The organism is Streptomyces populi, assembly GCF_002911015.1.
In the GTDB taxonomy this organism is placed as follows: domain Bacteria; phylum Actinomycetota; class Actinomycetes; order Streptomycetales; family Streptomycetaceae; genus Streptomyces; species Streptomyces populi.
Genome location: NZ_KZ626872.1, coordinates 65,353 through 86,587, shown reverse-complemented (window position 1 = coordinate 86,587; position 21,235 = coordinate 65,353). Strand labels below are relative to the sequence as shown.

Sequence of the window (21,235 nt, the reverse complement as noted above, 5' to 3'; positions counted from 1 at the left end):
GTCCTCGCTCACGCAATGTCCTTGGCATCAACAACCATCCCAAATGTCCACGTTTGACTCAATGGGAAATCGGTCCCGCGACGTGCTGACAAAAGACCCTTGCGCTCCCCCTGCCCGGCACCCGACCAGGCCTTTCATCCTCTCCGGCCCACCGGGAAGCCCTCCCGCCGCACATCGGTGTGACATGGCAGACATTTCCCCTCCAGGCGCCTCGAAGGTAAAGGGGCGCCCCTCACCCGCCGGCCGGGACGGGCAATGTGCGGCGCGGCGATAGGGCCGGTTCACACTTACCGCCGACACCTCCGGGCGGTAACCCTGGAAGAGGCTGTTTGGCCGGCTACGACTGGAATACGCCGATTCTCAGGAGGGCTCGATGGACGCCCCGACCGCGACGACGGCGGACCCCACCGCGCAGGACGAAGCGCAGGAGGACCCGACCGTCCACATTCTCTGGATCAACGCGGGGCTGAGCTGCGACGGGGATTCGGTCTCGCTGACCGCCGCGACCCAGCCGAGCATCGAGGAACTGGCGCTCGGTGCCCTGCCGGGACTGCCCAAGGTGGCGGTGCACTGGCCCCTGATCGACTTCGAGTGCGGGCCCGTGGAGGGCGCCGACACGTTCATCGAATGGTTCTTCAAGGCCGACCGGGGTGAGCTGGAGCCCTTCGTGCTGGTCGTCGAGGGGTCCGTCCCGAACGAGCGGGTCAAGCCCGAGGGCTACTGGTGCGGCTTCGGCGACGACCCCGAGACCGGCCAGCCGATCACCACCAGCGAGTGGCTGGACCGGCTCGCCCCCAAGGCGCTCGCCGTCGTCGCCATCGGTACCTGTGCGACGTACGGCGGTATCCACGCGATGGCCGGGAACCCGACCGGCGCGATGGGTGTGCCGGACTACCTGGGCTGGGAGTGGAAGTCCCAGGCGGGCATCCCGATCGTCTGCATCCCGGGCTGTCCCGTGCACCCGGACAACGCCTCCGAGACCCTGCTCTACCTCCTGTACCAGGCGGCGGGCGCGGCCCCCATGATCCCGCTGGACGAGGAACTGCGGCCGACCTGGCTGTTCGGCGCGACGGTGCACGAGGGCTGCGATCGTGCCGGGTACTACGAACAGGGACAGTTCGCCACCGAGTACGGATCCCCCGAGTGCCTGGTCAAGATCGGCTGCTGGGGCCCGGTGGTCAAGTGCAACGTGCCCAAGCGCGGCTGGATCAACGGCGTGGGCGGCTGCCCGAACGTCGGCGGCATCTGCATCGCCTGCACCATGCCGGGCTTCCCCGACAAGTTCATGCCGTTCATGGACGAGCCGCCGGGCGGCCACGTGTCCGCGACGGCGAGCGGGATCTACGGATCCGTCATCCGGCGCCTGCGGAACATCACCGCGAAGACCGTCGACAAGGAACCGAAGTGGCGCGGCAGGAGCGAGGAGCTCACAACCGGCTACAAGGCGCCGTGGTGACCACGGCCACCCGCTGAGCAGGACACTCGACAGGAAGGCGGCGCGGCACCATGGCGACGGCGACGAACAGGCCGGCCGGTGAGGGCCTCACGGAGATGTCGTGGGACCCGATCACCCGCATCGTGGGCAGCCTCGGCATCCACACCAAGATCGATTTCAAGGCGAAGCGGGTGGCGGAGTGCTACAGCACCTCGTCCGTCTTCCGCGGCTACAGCGTGTTCATGCGCGGCAAGGACCCGCGCGACGCGCACTTCATCACCAGCCGGATCTGCGGCATCTGCGGCGACAACCACGCCACCTGCTCGGTCTACACCCAGAACATGGCGTACGGCGTGACACCCCCGCACCTCGGGGAGTGGATCATCAACCTCGGCGAGGCCGCGGAGTACATGTTCGACCACAACATCTTCCAGGAGAACCTGGTCGGCGTGGACTACTGCGAGAAGATGGTCCGCGAGACCAACCCCGGTGTGCTGGAACAGGCCGAGCGCACCGAGGCCCCGCACGCGGCCGACCACGGCTACCGCACCATCGCGGACATCATGCGCTCGCTCAACCCGCTGGAGGGCGAGTTCTACCGTGAGGCGCTCCAGGTCAGCCGCTACACGCGGGAGATGTTCTGCCTGATGGAGGGCCGCCACGTGCACCCCTCCACGCTCTACCCGGGCGGCGTCGGCACGGTCGCGACCGTGCAGCTCTTCACCGACTACCTGACCCGGCTCACCCGCTACGTGGAGTTCATGAAGCGGGTCGTCCCGCTCCACGACGACCTCTTCGACTTCTTCTACGAGGCCCTGCCCGGGTACGAGGACGTGGGCCGGCGCCGGGTGCTGCTGGGCTGCTGGGGCGCGCTGAACGACCCCGAGCACTGCGACTTCCAGTACGCCGGCATGGAGGACTGGGGCCGGCGCATGTTCGTCACCCCGGGTGTCATCGTGGACGGCAAGCTGGTCACCAACAGCCTCGTCGACATCAACCTCGGCATCCGCATCCTGCTGGGCAGTTCGTACTACGAGGACTGGTCGGGCATGGAGAAGTTCGTCGAGCGGGACCCGCTGGGCAATCCCGTCGACGAGCGGCACCCGTGGAACCAGCACACCATCCCGGCCCCGCAGAAGCGGGACTTCGACGACAAGTACAGCTGGGTCATGTCCCCGCGCTGGTTCGACGGCACCGACCACCTGGCGCTGGACACCGGCGGCGGCCCGATCGCCCGGCTGTGGTCCACGGCGCTGTCCGGACTCGTCGACATCGGTTACGTCAAGGCCACCGGGCACAGCGTGCAGATCAACCTGCCGCGCACGATGACCAAGCCGGAGATGGCGCTGGAGTGGAAGATCCCGCAGTGGAGCAACGCCCTCGAACGCAACCGGGCCCGCACCTACTTCCAGGCGTACGCCGCCGCGGCCGCCCTGTACTTCGCCGAGCAGGCGATGGAGGAGGTGCGCGCCGGACGCACCCAGACCTGGGAGAAGTTCGACGTGCCGGACGAGTCGATCGGCTGCGGCTTCACCGAGGCGGTCCGGGGTGTGCTCTCCCACCACATGGTGATCCGGGACGGCAAGATCGCCAACTACCACCCGTACCCGCCGACCCCGTGGAACGGCAGTGTGCGCGACTCCTACGGCACACCGGGCCCCTACGAGGACGCGGTGCAGAACACCCCCATCTTCGAGGAGAACCCGCCCGAGAACTTCAAGGGCATCGACATCATGCGGGCCGTCCGCAGCTTCGACCCGTGTCTGCCGTGCGGTGTGCACATGTACGTCGGCGGCGGGCGGACCGTGGAGGAGACGCACATGCCGACGGGGCTGAGCGGACTGGCCGGCTGACCCTCCCGGGACCCGACGTCCCTCGCGACCCGACACTCATCGCGATCCGACCTCCTCGCGATGCGACCTTCCTCAGGAGCCTCAGGAGAAAGGCTTGCCGATGGCCGGACAGGAGACGGGCGAGCGGATAGGCGCGCTGCTCGACGAGCTGGCGCAGCGGGCGGGACCGGAGGCGCGCGACGTCGCGGACGAACTGGTGCGCTGCCTCATGGAGTTCTACGGCGAGGGCCTGGCCCGGACCGTACGCCTGCTGCGCTCCGCCCCGGACGGCGCGGATCCCCTCGCCGTCCTCACCGCCGACGAGCTCGTCAGCGATCTGCTGATCCTGCACGATCTGCACCCCGAGGACACCGCGACCCGGGTGGGCCGGGCCCTCGACAAGGTCCGCCCCTACCTCGGCTCTCACGCGGGCGACGTCGAGGTGACCGGGCTCGACCTGGAGGCGGCCGACGGTCCGACGCTGCGCCTCAGGCTGCGCGGCAGCTGCGACGGCTGCCCCTCCTCCACCCAGACCGTGCGCTGGACCATCGAGGAGGCGGTCGCCCGGATCGCCCCCGAGGTCGCGCGCATCGAGGTCGAGGGCACGACCGACGGGAACCCGCAGCCCGCCCTGCTCCAGATCCTGCCGCACCGCCCGGACGACGCTCCGGGCGGGGCGGCGCCGGCCGGGGAACCCGGCGCGGCGGCGCGCTGGTACGAACTCGGCCGCCACGCGCTGCCGACGGGCGAGCGGGCCACCGGGGTCACCGAGGTCGGCGGCCGCGCCCTGCTGCTGGTCCGTCTGCCGGGGCAGTTGTACGCCTACCGCGACCGCTGCCCGCTGTGCGCGGCGGGCCTCGCTCCGGCGGTCCTGGACGGCGAGCTGCTGCGGTGCGCGGGCTGCGGCGCTGCGTTCGACGTGCGCAGGGCGGGCCGGGGCGAGGAGGGCCACCTGGAACCCGTACCGCTGCTGGAGGAGGACGGGTCGGTGCGGGTGGCGCTGCCCGGTGAGCTGCTGGGGGCGGGGCCATGACCTCCGACGTCCTCAGGCAGTTCACCCGGAGACCACCGCCGAAGGGCGAGCGCTGCGACCTGTGCGGAGAACCGCTGCCCGCCGAGCACCGGCATCTCGTCGACACCTCCCGGCGGTCCCTCAGGTGCTCCTGCCCGCACTGCCATCTGCTCTTCACCCGGCCGGGCGCGGGACAGGGCCGTTTCCGGGCGGTCCCCGACCGGTACCTCTCCGATCCCGGGTTCGTCCTGGACGAGGCCGGCTGGAACCGGCTACAGATCCCCGTCACGCTCGCCTTCTTCTTCCGCAACTCCGAGCTCGGCCGGCTCGCGGCCTTCTACCCGAGCCCGGCGGGCGCCACCGAGAGCGAACTCGACCCGCGGACCTGGGACACGGTGCTCGGACGCAGCCGGCTGGCGGAGCTGCTGGAACCCGACGTGGAGGCGCTGCTGCTGCACCGCGGGCGGGACGGCTCCGTGATGTGCACGCTCGTCCCGGTCGACGTCTGCTACGAGCTGGTCGGGCGGATGCGGCTGCACTGGAAGGGCTTCGACGGCGGCAGCGAGGCGCGCGCGGACATCGAGGAGTTCCTGGAACGGATCACGGCGGCCGCCCGGCCGCCGGACCCGGAGGCCGCACCGGATCCGGAAGCGGAGACCGAGGCGGGTTCCACCGTCGCGTCCACGCGCCCCGAGCCCTCCGCCGCCCCGGCGAAGTCCCCTCCCCCGGCGGAGCCCGGGGGCCCGGCCCCACCCACCGGAGGCGCCCCGTGACCGATCTCCGGTTCACCTGCACCGGTGTGCGCCCCGAGCCGTACGGAGCCGGGCCCACGCTGTTGTTCAAGCTGCGCGTCGAGGAGGCGGACCACCAGCCGGTGCACGCCGTCGCGCTGCGCTGCCAGATCCGCATCGAACCCGCCGGACGGTCCTACGAACCGGAGGAGGTCGGCATGCTGGGCGACCTGTTCGGTGAGCCGAGCCGCTGGAACAGCACGCTCAAGCCACTGCAGTTCGCCCACACCTCCGTCACGGTCCCGGGGTTCACCGGTTCGACCGAGATCGATCTCCCGGTGCCCTGCACCTACGACACCGAGGTCGCGTCCGCCTCGTACTTCCGGGCGCTGTCCCGCGGTGAGGTCCCGCTGCTCCTGCTCTTCTCCGGCACGGTGTTCACCGGCCGCGACGGCTTCCGGGCCGAGCCGGTGCCCTGGCACAAGGAGACGTCGTACCGGATGCCGGTGGACGTGTGGCGGAACATGATCGAGCAGTACTTCCCCAACTCGGGCTGGCTGCGCGTGCGGCTGGACGTGCTGGACGCGCTGCGCCGCTACCGGTCCGCCCGCGCCCTGCCCTCCTGGGAGCGGGTCTTCGACGAACTCCTCGCCACCGCCGACGCGAAGGCCGACGCCAAGGGGGCCGACTGAGATGAGCAATCCCCTGGAGGACCGCTTCGAGCAGGCCCGCGCGGTGGCGGACGCCGTGCTGTTCGAGGGATACGTCCTCTACCCCTATCGCGCCTCGGCCGCGAAGAACCAGCTGCGCTGGCAGTTCGGTGTCCTGGTGCCGCCCGCCTGGACCGCCACGACCGGAGAACACTCCGTCCAGCGCACCGAGTGCCTCCTCGAACCCCGCAAGGGCGACCGGCTCCACGCCGAACTGCGCTTCCTGCACGTGCGGCGGCGCACGGTCGAACGGCTCGACGCCGACGGCGGCTACACGGAGGTACCCGAACTCGACCTTCCCGACCGGGTGCTGGTGCCCTGGGACGAGGGACACGAGGAACGCGTCCTGATCCACGAGTCGCTCGACGGTCTGACGGGTGATCAGGCAGCCGTCCACGCCGTACGGTTCGACCTGCCGGACGCCGTCGAGTACGAGCCGGTGACCGACGCCGAGGGCCGCACGCTCGGTCGTCTCGTGCGGCACAGACAGCGACTGACCGGCGAGCTGCGCCCGAGTGTCGAGGAGTTGCCGGGCCCCTACCGGGTGCTGCGGCTCACGGTGAGCGTGCACAACACCACCGTCGTCCCGGAACACGCCGACGCCGACCGCGAGACCGCCCTCGCCCACAGCCTGATCGGCACCCATCTGCTGTTCGGCGTTCCGGGGGGACGGTTCCTGTCCCTGACGGACCCGCCCGAGTGGGCCCGTCCGGCCGCGGCGAGCTGCCGGAACGACCGCACCTGGCCCGTGCTCGCGGGCCCGCCCGGCACGGACGACGTCGTGCTGTCCTCGCCGATCATCCTGGAGGACCATCCCGCCGTCGCGGAGGAGAGCCCCGGGCCCCTCTACGACGCGACCGAGATCGACGAGATCCTCTCGCTGCGCACGGCCGCGCTCACCGACCGGGAGAAGCGGGAGGCACGCGGCACGGACGCCCGCGCCGCCGGGGTCGTCGACCTGGTCGACGACATGCCGGAGGCGGTCCGCGAACGTCTGCACGGGGCGATCCGGGGGCTGCGCGAGATCACCGGCGAGGACACCGCGGGCGAGACGCCTCCCCCCGCTCCCGGCACCGGCCTGAGTCTGCCTCAGGGCCCCGGACACCCCTGGTGGGACCCGGCGCAGGACGCCGGGGCCGCCGAGGTGCCGACGGTCGTCGTCATCGACGGCGAGAGGGTGGGGGCCGGGAGCAGGGTCAGGCTCACCCCCGGCGCCCGGCGCTCCGACGCCCAGGACGCCTTCCTCCACGGCCGGCGCGCCACGGTCGAGGCCGTGGTCGGCGACCTCGACGGCGAGACGCACCTCGCCGTCGTCGTGGACGACGACCCCGGCACCGACGTGCGCCGGGCCCAGGGCCGCTTCCTGTACTTCAGGCCCGACGAGGTGGCTCCGCTGAGGGAGCGGGAGGAGGCGCCATGACCGGACCCGATCGCACCGGCCCGGCCGGTCCGGCCGAAGGACGCGGGACGGACCGGGTCCTCGTCGCCGGGGTCGGCAACGTGTTCCTCCAGGACGACGGGTTCGGGGTGGAGACCGTACGGCGGCTCGCCGCCCGCGCGCACGAACTGCCGCCGGGCGTCGAGCTGATGGACGCCGGCATCCGCGGGGTGCACCTCGCCTACCGGCTGCTGGAGGGCTACCGGACGCTCGTGCTGGTGGACATCGTCAGCCGCGAGGGTCCGCCGGGCACGCTCTACACGATCGACGTCGGCCCCGGACCCCCCGCGGCCCGGCCCGGACCCGGCCCGCTGGACACGCACGCCATGGACCCCGCCACCGTGCTGGCCCTGCTGCACGACCTGCACGCGGGCGCGGGCGGCACCCTCCCCGAGGAGGTGTACGTCATCGGCTGCGAACCCCACGACACCAACGAGGGCATGGGGCTGACTCCCCCGGTGGCCGGTGCCGTGGACGCCGCCGGGGACCTGGTGCTCGGCCTGGTCCGCCGGGCCGGCTCCGTAGCCCGGAGGAACTGATCACGATGGAGGCAAGGATGGAATGGCAATGGGTCGGCCTGGCCGCGGGCCTCGTGGTGGCCTACGGGGTCGCGAGAAATCTGTCGGACATCCGCCGCTACTTGCGCATGCGGCGCATGTGATCCGGCGGACGTGAATGATCGGACGGACGCGCGTGGTCCGGTGGACGCGTGCCGACGCGCGGGCTCCCGCCGTCGCGCCCCGCGCGGCCACCGACGTCCTCGAGCTGCACGTAACGCTCCAGGAAGAGATGCAGGGTGCCGTGGAGTTCACCCAGGCGCACGAACCACAGGGCGAGGTTCATGGCGCCCTGCTGAGTGATCGCGTAGACCCGGCGCGCGGGGCCGCTCTCCGAGGCGTGCCAGTGCGAGGTGACCTCACCGCTGCTCTCCATGCCCCGCAGCAGCCGGTACACGTGCGCCTGGTCCGCGTCGCCGCAGCCGAAAGCGCCCAGGCGCTGCACCAGTTCATAGCCATGACCTTGGCGTTCGGCCAGCAACAGGAGCAGCACCGGGGTGAGCAGAGCGCGTCGCTCGACCTCTTGCCCGGTCATCGTGTTCTCAGGGTAACCAGGCATGCGCGGGCCTCACATCCGGGCACGGCGCCGTCCGGTGGCCCGGCCTCGGGAGGTGAGGGCCGTGCATGAGCTGTCGATCGCCGTGGCGGTGGTCGAGCAGGTCGAGGAGGCCGCGCGGGAGCAGGGCCGCGCGGTCGCGTCGCTGACCCTGCGGATCGGCGAGCTGGCGGGGGTGGTGCCCGAGGCGCTGGACTTCTCGTTCGGGCTCGCGGCGGAGGGCACCGCGCTGGCGGGGGCACGCCTGCTGATCGAGACTGTCGAAGCACGGGGCCGCTGCGAGGGCTGCGGCCGCGAGGCGCCGACCGGGATGCCCCCGGTGCTGTGGTGCGCCGGGTGCGGGGCGCCGCTGGCCCTGCTCGGCGGCCGGGAGCTGGAGATCGTCCGGGTGACGCTGGCCGACGGGCCCGCGGCCGGGGAGGCCGACGGCCCCCTGGACGTGACGGACGGCGGAACCCCGGACCGGAAGGGCGGCGGACCCCTGGACGGCGAGGGCGCGGACGACGGATCGCGGCCCGCGCCGGCCGGACCGCCGGTACGCGACGAGGAGACGAGCCATGTGCCGCACCGTTGACCTGCATCAAGCCGTACTCGCCAAGAACGACGAGAACGCGCTGGCCCTGCGGGGCTATCTGGGTGACCGCGGCACGACGGCGGTGAACCTGCTGTCCAGCCCGGGCAGCGGCAAGACGGCCCTGCTCGAACAGCTGCTCGCACGCGCCGTGGCGGGCGGCACCCCCGCCGCCGCCGTCACCGCCGACCTGGCGACCGAGAACGACGCGACCCGGCTGGCCCGGTCCGGCGCGCCGGTGCGGCAGATCCTCACCGACGGGCTGTGCCATCTGGAGGCGGGCATGCTCCGGCGGCGGCTGGAGGGCTGGCTGCCCGAGGGCACCCGGCTGCTGTTCGTCGAGAACGTCGGCAATCTCGTCTGCCCCGCCTCCTACGACCTCGGGGAGACCCTGCGCGTCGCGCTGGCGTCGGTGACCGAGGGCGAGGACAAGCCGGTCAAGTACCCGACCGCCTTCGGGCTCGCCCAGCTGGTCGTGATCACCAAGACCGACATCGCGGACGCCGTCGGCTTCGATCGGGAGGCGTTCCTGCGGGGTGTCCGGCAGGTCAACCCCGGGGTGCCGGTCCTGGAGACCTCGGCCCGCACCGGCCGGGGGGTCGACGCCCTGATGGCGCACGTCCTGCGCTGCGCGGCCGGGGAGGAGGCGCACGTACCGGTGCTGGCCCGGCAGCACGAGCGGTACCTGCACAGCCACGACCGTCCGCCGGCGGACGGACACACCCACGAACACGAACACGTGCGCCCCGGCGTACGGGGACCGGCGCGGTGAACCGGACGGCCCCGGGGCGCGAGCGCCGGCACGTCACCGTCACGGGCGTGGTCCAGGGAGTGGGGTTCCGGCCCTTCGTGTACGCCCTCGCGCAGGAACTCGGGCTGACCGGCTGGGTCACCAACGACGCGCGGGGCGTCGAGGCCGAGGTGGAGGGCCCGGCCGCCACCGTGGCGGAGTTCTGCACGCGGATCGGGACGCGTCCGCCGCCGCTCGCGGTCGTCGAGTCGGTCGAGCACCGGGCCGTACCGCTGGAGAACGACGGTTCGGGGTTCACCATCCGCCCCTCCTCCGGCGGGCCGGGCCGCACGCTGGTCTCCCCGGACACCGCGACCTGCGACGCCTGTCTCGGCGAGCTCGCGGACCCCGCGGACCGGCGCCACCGGCACCCGTTCATCACGTGCACGCACTGCGGTCCGCGGTTCACCGTCGTGACCTCGCTGCCGTACGACCGGGACCGCACCACCATGGCGGGCTTCCCGATGTGCGCGGACTGCGCCCGGGAGTACGCGGACCCGGCCGACCGGCGCTTCCACGCCCAGCCCATCGCCTGCCCCGCCTGCGGTCCCCGGCTCACGCTGCGCACCGGGCCGGACGACCCGGGCGGGCCGCGGGACGGGGAGGCGCTCGCCGAGGCCCGCCGGCTGCTGGCCGCAGGAGCCGTGGTCGCGGTCAAGGGCATCGGCGGCTACCACCTGGCGTGCGACGCGGGGGATCCCGCGGCCGTACGCACCCTGCGCAAACGCAAGAACCGCGGCGGCAAGCCCTTCGCGGTGCTCGCCGGCTCGCTGGAGACCGTCCGACGGCTGGCCCATGTCGGGCCCGAGGAGCGGGAGTTGCTCCTCGGGCCGCGCAAACCGGTGGTCCTGCTGCGGCGGCGGGCGCGGGCGGGCGACGAGATCGCGGCGGGCGTCGCCCCGGGCAGCCCCGACCTCGGCTTCATGCTCCCGTACACGCCGGTGCACCGGCTGCTGCTCGGTCTGCCCGGTGATCCGCCGGGCCCCTCCGTCCTGGTCATGACCAGCGGGAACCGTTCGGGCGAACCCATCGTCACCGACGACGCCGAGGCGCTGACCCGGCTGGCGGGGCTCGCCGACGCCTGGCTCGCCCACGACCGGCCCATCCACGTGCCCTGCGACGACTCGGTGGTCCGGGTGTGCGCGGGCGCCGAGCTCCCGGTGCGCCGCTCGCGCGGTTACGCCCCCTTCCCCGTCGCGCTGCCGGTGCCGGTGGTCCCGGCCCTGGCCGTGGGCGGGGACCTCAAGAACACCTTCTGCGCCGGGGACGGCCGCTACGCGTGGCTGTCCGCGCACGTCGGGGACATGGACGACCTGGCCACCCTGAACGCCTTCGAGCGGGCCACCGGCCATCTGACGGAGCTCACCGCGGTCGAGCCGCGCCTGCTCGTCGCCGACCGGCACCCCGGCTACCGCTCCACCCAGTGGGCCCGGCGCGCCGCCGGGGCCCGCGGACTGACGCTGCGCCAGGTGCAGCACCACCACGCCCATGTCGCCTCGGCGATGGCCGAGCACGGTCTCGACGGCTCGGAGCCGGTGATCGGGGTCGCCTTCGACGGCACCGGCTACGGCGACGACGGTGCCGTGTGGGGCGGTGAGGTGCTGCTCGCCGACTACGACGGATACCGGCGGTTCGCCCATCTGGCCTATGTCCCGCTGCCGGGCGGCGACGCGGCCGTGCGCAACCCCTACCGGATGGCGCTGTCGCACCTGCGGGCCGCGGGACTGCCCTGGCACGACGGGCTGCCGTGCGCGGCGGCGGCCACGCCCGAGGAGCGGCGGCTGCTCGAACGGCAGCTGGAACGGGGGCTGAACTGCGTTCCCACGTCCAGCATGGGCCGCCTCTTCGACGCGGTGTCCTCGCTCGCGGGCGTGTGCCACCGGGTGGAGTACGAGGCTCAGGCGGCGATGGAACTGGAGAGCGCGGCGCTGGACGATCTGGCGGGGCCGCTCGCCGACGACGAGCGGAACGACGCGTACCGGTTCATGCTGAGATCGGTCTGTCAGGACCCCTGGGCGCCGCTGATCGCCGATCCGGCGCCGGTCCTGGCCGCCGCCGTGGCGGACGTCAGGGCCGGTGTCCCGGCCGGTCCGGTGGCCCGCCGGTTCCATCGGGCCGTTGTCGGCCTGGTCCTGGAGGTGTGCACGGTGGCGCGGGAGCGGACCGGGCTCGGCACGGTGGCCCTCAGCGGCGGGGTGTTCTGCAACGCCCTGCTGACCGAGGGCTGCGGCGCCGTCCTGGAACGCGACGGCTTCACCGTACTGAGGCACCACAGGGTTCCCCCCAACGACGGCGGTCTGGCCCTCGGCCAACTGATCGTCGCCGCCCGGTCGGGGGCCACCCCCTAGCGCGGCGAAGCGCACGAGCGAGGCAGGAGCGAGTCATGTGTCTGGCCGTACCCGGCCGAGTGCTGGAGATCGAGGAACGTGACGCCACGCGGATGGCCAAGGTGGACTTCGGCGGTGTCGTCAAGGACGTGTGTCTGGAGTACGTGCCGGACATGAAGGTCGGCGACTACGCCATCGTCCACGTGGGATTCGCGTTGCAGCGGCTGGACGAGGAGTCGGCCAAGCAGACCCTGGAACTCTTCGAGAACCTCGGGGTGCTGGAGGAGGAGTTCGGCGACGCCTGGGGCAGGGCCGCCCGGGACGCCGGTGCCGAACGCCCCGCAGGAACCGGACTTCCGCCCCTGGAGGGCGCCGAGAAGGAGGCGCGGTCATGAAGTACCTGGACGAGTTCAGCGATCCGGTCCTCGCCAAGCGGCTCTTCGACGACATCAGGGCGGCCACCACCCGGCCCTGGTCGCTCATGGAGGTCTGCGGCGGCCAGACGCACTCGATCATCCGCCACGGCATCGACCAGCTCCTGCCCGAGGAGATCCAGTTGATCCACGGGCCGGGCTGTCCGGTCTGCGTGACCCCGCTGGAGATCATCGACAAGGCGCTGGAGATCGCCTCGCGGCCCGACGTGATCTTCTGTTCGTTCGGCGACATGCTGCGCGTGCCCGGCAGCGGACGCGACCTGTTCAAGGTCAAGAGCGAGGGCGCCGACGTCCGCGTCGTGTACTCGCCGCTGGACGCGCTGAAGATCGCGCAGGAGAACCCGGACCGTCAGGTCGTGTTCTTCGGCATCGGCTTCGAGACCACGGCGCCGCCCAACGCGATGACCGTGTACCAGGCCAAGAAGCTGGGCATCCCCAACTTCAGTCTGCTGGTCTCGCACGTGCGGGTGCCCCCGGCCATCGACGCGATCATGAACTCGCCGGACTGCCGGGTGCAGGCCTTCCTCGCCGCCGGGCACGTGTGCACGGTGATGGGCACGGCCGAGTACCCCGAACTCGCCGAGCGCCACCGGGTGCCGATCATCGTGACGGGCTTCGAGCCGCTCGACATCCTGGAGGGCATCCGCCGCGCGGTGCATCAGCTGGAGGCGGGGCAGCACACCCTGGAGAACGCCTATCCGCGCGCGGTGCAGGCCGAGGGGAGCCCAGCGGCGCGCGCCATGCTCGCGGACGTCTTCGAGGTGACCGACCGGGCCTGGCGCGGGATCGGCACGATCCCGCTGAGCGGCTGGCGGCTGTCGCCGAAGTACCGCGAGTTCGACGCCGAGCACCGCTTCTCGGTGACGGGCATCGAGACCGAGGAGTCGACCGTCTGCCGCAGCGGCGAGGTGCTCCAGGGGCTCATCAAGCCGCACGAGTGCGCCGCGTTCGGCAAACAGTGCACCCCGCGAAACCCGCTGGGCGCGACCATGGTCTCCAGCGAGGGCGCGTGCGCCGCGTACTACCTCTACCGGCGGCTGGAGTCCCCGGACAAGGAGGCGAGTTCCGTTGGCTGACTCGGCATACGCCCCCGTCGACTTCTCCTCCTGGACCTGTCCGGCGCCGCTGCGCGACCACGACAGGATCGTGATGGGTCACGGCGGTGGCGGCACGCTCTCCGCCGAACTGGTGGAGCACCTGTTCGCGCCGGCCTTCGGGAACTCCGTGCTCGCCGAGCTCGGCGACGCGGCCCATCTGCGAATGGGCGGGGCCCGGCTCGCCTTCTCCACCGACTCCTTCGTCGTCCGGCCGCTGTTCTTCCCCGGCGGCAGCATCGGCGACCTCGCCGTCAACGGCACGGTCAACGACCTGGCCATGGCGGGGGCCGTACCGGCCTATCTCTCCTGCGGGTTCATCCTGGAGGAGGGCGTCGAACTCTCCGTCGTGGGGCGCGTGGCCGAGGCGATGGGCGAGGCGGCCAGGACCGCCGGGGTGCTGGTCGCCACCGGTGACACCAAGGTCGTCGACGCCGGTCACGGCGACGGCGTCTTCATCAACACCGCCGGGATCGGCCTGATCCCGGACGGCGTCGACATCCGCCCGCAGCGCGCGGCCCCCGGTGACGTGGTGCTGGTCAGCGGGCCCATCGGCGTGCACGGAGTGGCGATCATGAGCGTGCGGGAGGGTCTCGAGTTCGGGGTCGAGATCCAGAGCGACACCGCGTCGCTGGCCGGTCTGGTCGCGGACATGCTGGCCGTGTGCCCGGATCTGCACGTGCTGCGTGATCCGACCCGCGGCGGGCTCGCCACCTCCCTGAACGAGATCGCCGCGGCGGCGCGGGTCGGCATCACGCTGGACGAGCGCTCCCTGCCCGTCCCGGAGACGGTCGCCAACGCCTGCGCCTTCCTCGGCCTCGACCCGCTGTACGTGGCCAACGAGGGCAAGCTGGTGGCCTTCGTGGCGGCCGAGCACGCCGACGCCGTGCTCGCGGCGATGCGGGCCCACCCGCTGGGCAAGGAGTCCGTGGCGATCGGACACTGCGTCCCCGACCATCCCGGCATGGTGGTCGCGGCCACCGGGCTGGGCGGCACCCGGGTGGTGGACATGCCGCTCGGGGAGCAGCTCCCGCGCATCTGCTGACCCACCGCGTCCGCGCCCACCGCGGCGGCTGACACCCCGTCGGCCGGCACGAGCGCGATCCGAGGCCGGTCCTCGGTGACGACCCGCACCACGCGGGCCGCGCCGGGGACCGGCCTCCGGCGTGTCCGGGTGCGCGGGTGTGCGGATGTCCGGATGTCCGGGGTGTGCAACCCTCTCGCAACGTCCGGGATGGTCGGCTGGTCCGCGACAGCCGTGAGACCCGAGGGGGAAGCCGATGGACGTCGTCCCGCGCGTGGAGCTGACACCCGCGGCCGCCGAACTGCTGAGGAGCCTGCGGAGCCGGCACGGACCGCTGATGTTCCATCAGTCGGGCGGCTGCTGCGACGGCAGCGCGCCCATGTGCTACCCGGAGGGCGAGTTCCGCACCGGCGGTTCCGACGTCCTGCTGGCCGAGCTGGAGGTCGAGGGCGTCGAGGAGCCGGTCTCCTTCTGGATGTCCCGGAGCCAGTTCGAGCTGTGGAGCCACACACGCCTGATCGTGGACGTCGTGGCGGGCCGCGGCAGCGGCTTCTCCCTCGAAGCACCCGAAGGAGTGCGTTTTCTGATCCGTTCCCGCGTCGTCGGCGCCTAGCCACCGGCCCGGGTCCCCGTCTCTGGTGCAATTCCCCTGAGTCCTGGCAGAGTTGACGAGACATCAGGGGGCACCGTGACGCGTCTTGGCAGACGGTTCAGAACGGCACTGGCGGTCTTCACGGCAAGCGGAGCACTGGCCGGCGCGGCCCTGGCGGGGGCGGCACCGGCCAGTGGCGCGGAGGACGCGACCCGCATCGCGCCCGGCGTCACGTACACGGAGCTGGACATCCCGGCGGCCAAGGGTGTGGCGCACGCGCACATCCTGAACGTCGATCTGCGCAATCCCCATGTGCGGGTCGACCTCCTCTACCCCGGCAAGGTGGCGTCCCGGGCTCCCGTGTCACAACTGGCCGACTCCCGGGGCGCGGTCGCCGGGGTCAACGGAGACTTCTTCAACATCACGGAGACCCAGCATCCGGGCGTCGAGGCGACGGGCGCGACGGTGGGCCCGGCGATCGCGAGCGGCCACGGTCTCAAGGCCGCGGTCCCCGACGGCCAGCGGTTCGGACCGGCGCTGCCGCCCGGCACGAGCACCGAGGACGTGTTCGGGGTCGGCTTCGACCGCCGGGCCCGGCTGGACGGCGTGGCCCTGGACGGGTCCGTCCGCAGCGCCGACGGCATCTGGCCGCTCGGCGGGTTCAACCAGTACGCGCTCCCGGTCGGCTCCGTCGGCGCGTTCACCGGGGACTGGGGCGGCGCCTCCCGGGTCCGGGCGACCTGCGGCACGGACACGGACCGGGCCGCTCCGTGCAGCGACGACACCTACGAGGTGACGGTCCGCCGCGGGCGGGTCGTGTCCACCGCCGACGCCCCGGGGAGCGGGACCGTCGCCCGGGACACCACCGTGCTGGTCGGCCGCGAGGCGGGCGCCCGGGAGCTGCGGAAACTGTCCGTGGGCGAACGGGTCGGGGTACGGCACCGGCTGGTCGCGAAGTCCTCGCGGGTGCCCTACCGGTTCGCGGTCGGCGGCTATCCGATGATGACCGGCGGGGTGCCGCTGCCGGGTCTGGACGACAGGACCTCGGCCGTACGCACCGCGGTGGGCTTCTCCGACCACGGGCGCCGGATGCAGCTCCTGGCCCTGGACGGCGCCCCGGAGTTCCGCGCCGGACTCACCATCGCCGAGGTCACCCGTGCGATGAGGGAGCTGGGGTCCGAGGACGCCTTCAGTCTGGACGGCGGTGGGTCCACCACGATGGTCGCCCGGCGGGCGGGGGCGGACGCCGTCAGTGTCCTCAACCATCCGAGCGGCGGCGCCGAGCGTCCCGTCCCCAACGGCATCGGGGTGTTCGCGGGCCCCTGACGCGGCCCCCGGTCGGCCCCTGGTGCGGTCCCGTCAGGGGGACAGGCTGCCCACGAGGTCGGCCGTCGAGGTGATGCCGCTGTGGATGGCCGGGGCCATGCTCGTGCTGGCCAGCAGGAACCCGAGCAGGGCGCAGACCAGGGCGTGGGAGACCTTCAGCCCTCCGTTGCGCAGGAAGATCACCGCCAGCACCAGGAGAAACAGCACCGCAGAGATGGAAATGGCCATCGTCAACCTCCTCCGCCACGTCCGCTTCGCGGCGTTCGGCCGTAAGTGTGGCGTAGCGGAGGGATCGTCCGGGCGGCTGACGTGTCCCCCGAACGGGTGGTCTTCTACCGTCGGTCGTGGGCGTCCAGGAACTCCTCGAGACCGCCCAGGTCATCGGTGTTGAGGTAGTCGACGTCGGCGGCGAGCAGTTCGCGCCAGAGCGCCTCGCGTGCCGGTCCGGCGAGGTCCGGGGTGGCCCAGAACCGGACCTTCTGCCGGCGCGCGTGCGCGGTGGCCATGATGCCGCGCAGCTTCTCTCGTTCGGCGTCCGGGAACGGGCCGTCGCCCGACCAGCCGAAGTTGAGGGCCCAGTTGTCGCTGATCAGGGGAACGAAGGAGGCGGGGGCGGTGCCGCCGAGGTCGGCGAGCCGACCGTCGTAGAAGGCGAGCCGTTCGGTCTGTGCCTCCATGGGCGCCCGCGCCGCACGGTCCCCGGAGATCACGGCCGTGACCGGGCCGGGGCGCACCCGCCCGTGCGCGTACGAGGTGAACAGGTGCCGGTACCGGCGCAGATGGCGGTCGAGTTCGAGGTAGGTCGAGGAACCCTCGGTCTTGATGTCGACGAGTAACTGAAGCGGCCGGCGGTGGCCGCGGTACACCGAGCCGTGGCCGGCCCTGACGCGGGCCGCCAGCGGTTCGAGGTAGAGGGATTCGAGGGTGCGGGCGGGGTCGAGTTCCACCGGGTCGTGGGCGACGAGGAGTTGACCGTCGACGAGGTGGACGTCGGCCTCGACGCTGCCGAAGCGGTGGTCGAGCGCGTCGAGGAGGGGACGGGGGTGCTCGTAGTCGTTGTGCGCGTGGGCCCGCCACAGGGGGCGGAGGCCGGGCTTCGCCTCGTCCGCGAGGGACCGCGGGGCGGGCAGGACGAACGCGCCGGTGAGGGCGCTGCCGAGAGTGGTGAGGGCTCTGCGTCGAGTGGTGAGGGCCATGGCCCGCCTCCCTTGGGGATGCCGTCGATGACATCGGGGAGTATGCGGCCGGCGCGGGCCGGAGAACCTCGCCCCGGCGGGAGTTGGCCGGACCGACGTGACGCGTTCACTTCACCGGAACAACCGGATCAGGAGGGACCGGCGTCCTCTGCTCCCGTCCCCGTGCGGCGGGCGCACGCGAAGAGCCCGCCCCGGACGGGACGGGCTCTTCGCGGGACCGGTGTCAGGGCGCCCGCAGGTCGACCAGTTCGGCCAGGGCCTCGCGGTGCGCGCCCGCCGTGCCGTAGGCGATCGAGTCGGCCTTGGCGCGCTTGAGGTGGAGGTGCGCCGGGTGCTCCCAGGTCATGCCGATGCCGCCGTGCAGCTGGACCGCCTCCTCCGCGGCGTGCACGGCGACGGGTGCCGCGTACGCCTGGGCGACGGCGACCGCCAGATCGGCGTCCGCACTGGCGGTGGCCAGCGCGTCGGCGGCGTTCCGGGCCGCGGCGCGGGCGCCCACGACCTCCAGCCACACCTGGGCCAGCCGGTGCTTGAGCGCCTGGAATCCGCCGACCGGCCGGTTGAACTGCTTGCGCTCCTTGAGGTAGCGGACCGTCTCCGTCAGCGAGTGGTCGGCGATGCCGAGCTGTTCGGAGGCGAGCAGTCCGGCCCCGGCCCGCAGCGCGCGCCGTACGGCACCGGGCGCGTCCGCGGTGAGCCGGCGCCCGGGCGCGGCGTCGAAGGTGATCCGGGCGAGCGGCCGGGTCTGGTCGAGGCTGACCTGCGGGACGATCGTGACGGCGTCCGCGTCGACGGCGTACAGTCCGCCGTCCTCGGCCGGGACCAGCAGGACGTCGGCGGCCGCGGCGTCCGCGATGCCGGTCAGCTCGCCGTGCAGGGAGCCGTTCTCCAGGCGGACGGCCCGGTGGGCGGCTCCCGGTCCGGCGTTCAGCGCGACGGCGAGGGCGCCCACGGTCCGGCCGGAGGCGAGCGCGGCGAGCAGTTCGGCCGCGGCGGGTCCCTCGCAGGCCAGCAGCGCCTCGGTCGCGACCACGGCGCTCGTCAGATACGGCACGGGAGCGACGGCGCGGCCCAGTTCCTCCAGGACCACGGCGGCCTCGCGGTGCGTGGCGCCCTGGCCGCCCCGCTCCTCGGGCACCAGGAGGCCGGCGAGGCCCATGCCCTCCGCGAGGGCCTTCCACAGGTCGGCGTCGTGCGGGGTGCCCGACTCGGTGCGGGTGATGACGTCCGCCGCGGCGCAGCGGTCGGTGAGGAGGTCGCGGACGGCGGCGCGCAGCGCCTCCTCCTCCTCGGTGTAGAGCAGATCGGGCTCGGTGCTCACCTGGCTCATCGGGCGAGGTCCTTCCATGCGACGTCCTTGTCGGTGCGCGGCTCGGACGGCAGGCCGAGGACGCGTTCGGCGACGATGTTCAGCAGGACCTCGCTGGTCCCGCCCTCGATGCTGTTGCCCTTGGAGCGCAGGTAGCGGTATCCGGCGTCCCGGCCGGTGAAGTCGACCAGTTCCGGCCGGCGCATCGTCCAGTCCTCGTACAGCAGGCCCTCCTCGCCGAGGAGTTCGACCTCCAGACCGCTGATCTCCTGGTTGAGCCGGGCGAAGCCGAGCTTCATGCCGGCGCCCTCGTGGCCCGGCTGGCCGGCGACGAGCTGCTGGCGCAGCCGTTCGCCGGACAGGCGGGCGACCTCGGCCTCGACCCACAGTCGCAGCAGCCGCTGGTGCGTGTCGTGGGTGCGCAGTTCGGGCCGCTCGCGCCAGGTCTTCGCGACCGGGCCGATCATGCCGCCCTCGCGCGGGATGCGCATGCCGCCGATGGAGACGCGCTCGTTCATGAGGGTGGTCTGCGCGACCCGCCAGCCGTCGCCGACCTCGCCGAGGCGGTGGGCGTCGGGGATGCGGACGTCGGTGAGGAAGACCTCGTTGAACTCGGCCTCGCCGGTGATCTGGCGCAGCGGGCGCACGTCGACGCCCGGGTCGCTCATGTCGCAGACGAAGTACGTGATGCCCCGGTGCTTGGGCACGTCCGGGTCGGTGCGGGCGATGAGGATGGCGAAGCGGGCGAGGTGGGCGCTGGAGGTCCACACCTTCTGCCCGTTGACGACCCAGTCGCCGTCCTCGCCGCCCTCGCGGACCGCGCGGGTGCCGAGCGCGGCGAGGTCCGATCCGGCGCCGGGCTCGCTGAAGAGCTGGCACCACACCTCCTCTCCGGTCCACAGGGGCCGCAGGAAGCGCCGCTTCTGCTCCTCCGTGCCGAAGCCGAGGATGGTCGGGGCGGCCATGCCGAGGCCGATGCCGATCCGCCGCGGGTCGTTGTCGGGCGCGCCCGCGGCCGCCAGTTCGGCGTCCACGACGGTCTGGAGGCTGCGCGGGGCGCCGAGTCCGCCGAGGCCCTCGGGGTAGTGCACCCAGGCGAGCCCGGCGTCGAAGCGGGCCCTCAGGAAGTCCAGCCGGTCCGTCTCCCCGGGCGGGTGTGCGGCCAGCAGCTCCTGGGTGCGGCGGCGCAGTTCGGCTGCGTCGGTCATGCGGCGGCTCCGTTCTCCAGTGTGGGCACCACGGCGATCCGCCCGGTGGTGACTCCGTCGGCGACCCGCTGCACGGCGTCGGCGGCCGCGCTCAGCGGCACCCGCTCGCTCACCAGCGGCTTGATCGCGCCCCGTGCGGCCAGCTCGGTGAGCTGTTCGTGGCAGTGCAGGACGAGCTTCGGGTTCTTGGTGTTGTACAGGCCCCAGTGCAGGCCGAGGATCGCGTAGTTCTTGACGAGGGCGTGGTTCAGCGCGGGGCTCGGGATGGAGCCGCTCGCGAAGCCGACGACCACGATCCGGCCCTCGAAGGCGACGACCTTCGTGGACTGGGTGTAGGCCTCGCCGCCCACGGGGTCGTAGATCACGTCCGCGCCGCGTCCGCCGGTCGCCTCCTTGACGGCGCCGATCACGTCCTCGGTACGCCGGTCGATCACGACGTCGCAGCCCAGCTCGCGCGCGACCTGGGCCTTGTCGGCGCCGCCCACGACACCGATGACCCGCGCGCCCGCCGCCTTCCCGAGCTGTACGGCAGCGCTGCCTACGCCTCCGGCGGCCGCGTGGACGAGCAGCGTCTCGCCGGCCTCCAGACGGGCCCGGCGGTGCAGTCCGAACCAGCCGGTCTGGTAGCCGATGTGCAGGGCGGCGGCCTCGGCGTCGTCGAGGGCGTCGGGAGCCGGCAGCAGGGCGGCGGCGTCCGCGACCGCGTACTCGGCGAAGCCGCCGTGCGGCAGCGCGGGGTTGGCGATCACCCGGCGGCCGTCCTCGGTCTCGCCGCAGATCTCCACGCCCGGTGTGAACGGCAGCGGCGGCCTGACCTGGTACTGGCCGCGGCACATCAGCGCGTCGGGGAAGTTGATGTTCGCGGCGCGCACCTTGAGCAGGACCTGGCCGTCACCGGGGGCCGGCCGGTCCACCTCCAGCAGGCGCATCGCCTCTGCGGGCTCGCCGTTCTGGTGCACTTGCCATGCCTGCATGCGGGGCCTCCAGGGGACTGCGTCGGCTGACCGGGGTCCTTCGCATACTAAGCGGTCGCTTGCCCACCTGGGAACAGCGGACGGCCCTCGTCTTCACCACGCCCCGCGCGGGTGCCCCG

22 protein-coding genes are annotated in these 21,235 nt (G+C 72.6%); 16 read left to right on the top strand and 6 right to left on the bottom strand.

What is annotated here, in order from left to right; translation table 11 throughout:
- Window positions 1–373 precede the first annotated feature (373 nt).
- The 8 genes from CW362_RS18810 to CW362_RS45645 all read left to right on the top strand — a co-directional run bounded on the left by CW362_RS18810 (window position 374) and on the right by CW362_RS45645 (window position 7,819).
- Entirely contained in the window at window positions 374–1,456 is a 1,083-nt protein-coding gene (locus CW362_RS18810; protein WP_103550665.1) for an NADH-quinone oxidoreductase subunit B family protein, read from the top strand.
- A gap of 50 nt (window positions 1,457–1,506) precedes the next feature.
- Window positions 1,507–3,288, top strand: coding sequence for a nickel-dependent hydrogenase large subunit (locus tag CW362_RS18805; protein ID WP_103550664.1), 1,782 nt, complete (start codon window positions 1,507–1,509; stop codon window positions 3,286–3,288).
- Between the two features lie 100 nt (window positions 3,289–3,388).
- Window positions 3,389–4,300 (top strand): NifU family protein, encoded by a 912-nt coding sequence (locus tag CW362_RS18800; RefSeq protein ID WP_103550663.1) that lies wholly within the window; start codon window positions 3,389–3,391, stop codon window positions 4,298–4,300.
- Window positions 4,297–5,052, top strand: coding sequence for a DUF5947 family protein (locus tag CW362_RS18795; protein ID WP_338069066.1), 756 nt, complete (start codon window positions 4,297–4,299; stop codon window positions 5,050–5,052). Before CW362_RS18800 ends, CW362_RS18795 begins: the two co-directional genes overlap by 4 nt.
- The gene (locus tag CW362_RS18790; protein ID WP_103550662.1) at window positions 5,049–5,702 is read left to right on the top strand and encodes a DUF6084 family protein; all 654 of its coding nucleotides are present in this window, start codon (window positions 5,049–5,051) and stop codon (window positions 5,700–5,702) included. The genes CW362_RS18795 and CW362_RS18790 overlap by 4 nt, the downstream gene beginning before the upstream one ends.
- Window position 5,703: 1 nt before the next feature.
- The gene (locus CW362_RS18785) at window positions 5,704–7,140 is read left to right on the top strand and encodes a hypothetical protein (RefSeq protein ID WP_103550661.1); all 1,437 of its coding nucleotides are present in this window, start codon (window positions 5,704–5,706) and stop codon (window positions 7,138–7,140) included.
- Window positions 7,137–7,697, top strand: coding sequence for a hydrogenase maturation protease (locus CW362_RS18780; RefSeq protein WP_103550660.1), 561 nt, complete (start codon window positions 7,137–7,139; stop codon window positions 7,695–7,697). The genes CW362_RS18785 and CW362_RS18780 overlap by 4 nt, the downstream gene beginning before the upstream one ends.
- 5 nt (window positions 7,698–7,702) lie before the next feature.
- The gene (locus tag CW362_RS45645; RefSeq protein ID WP_392180883.1) at window positions 7,703–7,819 is read left to right on the top strand and encodes a DUF6893 family small protein; all 117 of its coding nucleotides are present in this window, start codon (window positions 7,703–7,705) and stop codon (window positions 7,817–7,819) included.
- Here CW362_RS45645 and CW362_RS18775 read toward each other — a convergent pair.
- The gene (locus tag CW362_RS18775) at window positions 7,795–8,250 is read right to left on the bottom strand and encodes a helix-turn-helix transcriptional regulator (RefSeq protein WP_162684119.1); all 456 of its coding nucleotides are present in this window, start codon (window positions 8,248–8,250) and stop codon (window positions 7,795–7,797) included. The genes CW362_RS45645 and CW362_RS18775 overlap by 25 nt on opposite strands.
- Window positions 8,251–8,335: 85 nt before the next feature.
- Here CW362_RS18775 and CW362_RS45640 point away from each other — a divergent pair, with 85 nt between their 5' ends.
- From CW362_RS45640 to CW362_RS18735, 8 genes are all read left to right on the top strand, one after another.
- Window positions 8,336–8,845, top strand: coding sequence for a hydrogenase maturation nickel metallochaperone HypA/HybF (locus CW362_RS45640; protein ID WP_103550658.1), 510 nt, complete (start codon window positions 8,336–8,338; stop codon window positions 8,843–8,845).
- On the top strand, window positions 8,829–9,614 hold the full coding sequence (gene hypB / locus CW362_RS18765; RefSeq protein ID WP_103550657.1) for a hydrogenase nickel incorporation protein HypB: 786 nt from the start codon (window positions 8,829–8,831) through the stop codon (window positions 9,612–9,614). Before CW362_RS45640 ends, hypB begins: the two co-directional genes overlap by 17 nt.
- A complete protein-coding gene (hypF, locus tag CW362_RS18760) occupies window positions 9,611–11,980 on the top strand; it encodes a carbamoyltransferase HypF (protein WP_103550656.1) in 2,370 nt (789 codons plus the stop codon). The genes hypB and hypF overlap by 4 nt, the downstream gene beginning before the upstream one ends.
- 35 nt (window positions 11,981–12,015) lie before the next feature.
- Complete coding sequence (locus tag CW362_RS18755) at window positions 12,016–12,354, top strand: HypC/HybG/HupF family hydrogenase formation chaperone (protein WP_103550655.1); 339 nt, start codon at window positions 12,016–12,018, stop codon at window positions 12,352–12,354.
- Complete coding sequence (hypD, locus tag CW362_RS18750; protein WP_103550654.1) at window positions 12,351–13,469, top strand: hydrogenase formation protein HypD; 1,119 nt, start codon at window positions 12,351–12,353, stop codon at window positions 13,467–13,469. The genes CW362_RS18755 and hypD overlap by 4 nt, the downstream gene beginning before the upstream one ends.
- Window positions 13,470–13,542: 73 nt before the next feature.
- On the top strand, window positions 13,543–14,532 hold the full coding sequence (gene hypE / locus CW362_RS18745; RefSeq protein WP_240657859.1) for a hydrogenase expression/formation protein HypE: 990 nt from the start codon (window positions 13,543–13,545) through the stop codon (window positions 14,530–14,532).
- Between the two features lie 235 nt (window positions 14,533–14,767).
- Window positions 14,768–15,124 (top strand): DUF779 domain-containing protein, encoded by a 357-nt coding sequence (locus CW362_RS18740; RefSeq protein ID WP_103550652.1) that lies wholly within the window; start codon window positions 14,768–14,770, stop codon window positions 15,122–15,124.
- Between the two features lie 75 nt (window positions 15,125–15,199).
- Entirely contained in the window at window positions 15,200–16,429 is a 1,230-nt protein-coding gene (locus CW362_RS18735; protein ID WP_103550651.1) for a phosphodiester glycosidase family protein, read from the top strand.
- A gap of 33 nt (window positions 16,430–16,462) precedes the next feature.
- Here the strand turns inward: CW362_RS18735 and CW362_RS18730 are convergent, their stop codons facing one another.
- The 5 genes from CW362_RS18730 to CW362_RS18710 all read right to left on the bottom strand — a co-directional run bounded on the left by CW362_RS18730 (window position 16,463) and on the right by CW362_RS18710 (window position 21,116).
- Entirely contained in the window at window positions 16,463–16,657 is a 195-nt protein-coding gene (locus tag CW362_RS18730; RefSeq protein ID WP_103550650.1) for a hypothetical protein, read from the bottom strand.
- Window positions 16,658–16,761: 104 nt separating this feature from the next.
- Window positions 16,762–17,625 (bottom strand): phosphatidylinositol-specific phospholipase C/glycerophosphodiester phosphodiesterase family protein, encoded by an 864-nt coding sequence (locus tag CW362_RS18725; RefSeq protein WP_103550649.1) that lies wholly within the window; start codon window positions 17,623–17,625, stop codon window positions 16,762–16,764.
- Between the two features lie 223 nt (window positions 17,626–17,848).
- A complete protein-coding gene (locus CW362_RS18720; protein WP_206300984.1) occupies window positions 17,849–18,973 on the bottom strand; it encodes an acyl-CoA dehydrogenase family protein in 1,125 nt (374 codons plus the stop codon).
- Window positions 18,952–20,142: an acyl-CoA dehydrogenase family protein gene (locus CW362_RS18715; protein WP_103550648.1), complete on the bottom strand. Its 1,191-nt coding sequence runs from the start codon at window positions 20,140–20,142 to the stop codon at window positions 18,952–18,954. The genes CW362_RS18720 and CW362_RS18715 overlap by 22 nt, the downstream gene beginning before the upstream one ends.
- Entirely contained in the window at window positions 20,139–21,116 is a 978-nt protein-coding gene (locus CW362_RS18710) for an NADPH:quinone oxidoreductase family protein (protein WP_103550647.1), read from the bottom strand. Before CW362_RS18710 ends, CW362_RS18715 begins: the two co-directional genes overlap by 4 nt.
- Window positions 21,117–21,235 lie beyond the last annotated feature (119 nt).

Excerpts from the sequence above, each read along its gene's own strand:
- CW362_RS18810 (WP_103550665.1), top strand. The coding sequence starts at position 374 with ATGGACGCCCCGACCGCGACGACGGCGGACCCCACCGCGCAGGACGAA.
- CW362_RS18805 (WP_103550664.1), top strand. The coding sequence starts at position 1,507 with ATGGCGACGGCGACGAACAGGCCGGCCGGTGAGGGCCTCACGGAGATG.
- CW362_RS18800 (WP_103550663.1), top strand. The coding sequence starts at position 3,389 with ATGGCCGGACAGGAGACGGGCGAGCGGATAGGCGCGCTGCTCGACGAG.
- CW362_RS18795 (WP_338069066.1), top strand. The coding sequence starts at position 4,297 with ATGACCTCCGACGTCCTCAGGCAGTTCACCCGGAGACCACCGCCGAAG.
- CW362_RS18785 (WP_103550661.1), top strand. The coding sequence starts at position 5,704 with ATGAGCAATCCCCTGGAGGACCGCTTCGAGCAGGCCCGCGCGGTGGCG.
- CW362_RS18780 (WP_103550660.1), top strand. The coding sequence starts at position 7,137 with ATGACCGGACCCGATCGCACCGGCCCGGCCGGTCCGGCCGAAGGACGC.
- CW362_RS45645 (WP_392180883.1), top strand. The coding sequence starts at position 7,703 with ATGGAGGCAAGGATGGAATGGCAATGGGTCGGCCTGGCCGCGGGCCTC.
- CW362_RS18775 (WP_162684119.1), bottom strand. The coding sequence starts at position 8,250 with ATGACCGGGCAAGAGGTCGAGCGACGCGCTCTGCTCACCCCGGTGCTG.
- hypB (WP_103550657.1), top strand. The coding sequence starts at position 8,829 with ATGTGCCGCACCGTTGACCTGCATCAAGCCGTACTCGCCAAGAACGAC.
- CW362_RS18755 (WP_103550655.1), top strand. The coding sequence starts at position 12,016 with ATGTGTCTGGCCGTACCCGGCCGAGTGCTGGAGATCGAGGAACGTGAC.
- hypD (WP_103550654.1), top strand. The coding sequence starts at position 12,351 with ATGAAGTACCTGGACGAGTTCAGCGATCCGGTCCTCGCCAAGCGGCTC.
- hypE (WP_240657859.1), top strand. The coding sequence starts at position 13,543 with ATGGGTCACGGCGGTGGCGGCACGCTCTCCGCCGAACTGGTGGAGCAC.
- CW362_RS18740 (WP_103550652.1), top strand. The coding sequence starts at position 14,768 with ATGGACGTCGTCCCGCGCGTGGAGCTGACACCCGCGGCCGCCGAACTG.
- CW362_RS18730 (WP_103550650.1), bottom strand. The coding sequence starts at position 16,657 with ATGGCCATTTCCATCTCTGCGGTGCTGTTTCTCCTGGTGCTGGCGGTG.
- CW362_RS18725 (WP_103550649.1), bottom strand. The coding sequence starts at position 17,625 with ATGGCCCTCACCACTCGACGCAGAGCCCTCACCACTCTCGGCAGCGCC.
- CW362_RS18720 (WP_206300984.1), bottom strand. The coding sequence starts at position 18,973 with ATGGAAGGACCTCGCCCGATGAGCCAGGTGAGCACCGAGCCCGATCTG.
- CW362_RS18715 (WP_103550648.1), bottom strand. The coding sequence starts at position 20,142 with ATGACCGACGCAGCCGAACTGCGCCGCCGCACCCAGGAGCTGCTGGCC.
- CW362_RS18710 (WP_103550647.1), bottom strand. The coding sequence starts at position 21,116 with ATGCAGGCATGGCAAGTGCACCAGAACGGCGAGCCCGCAGAGGCGATG.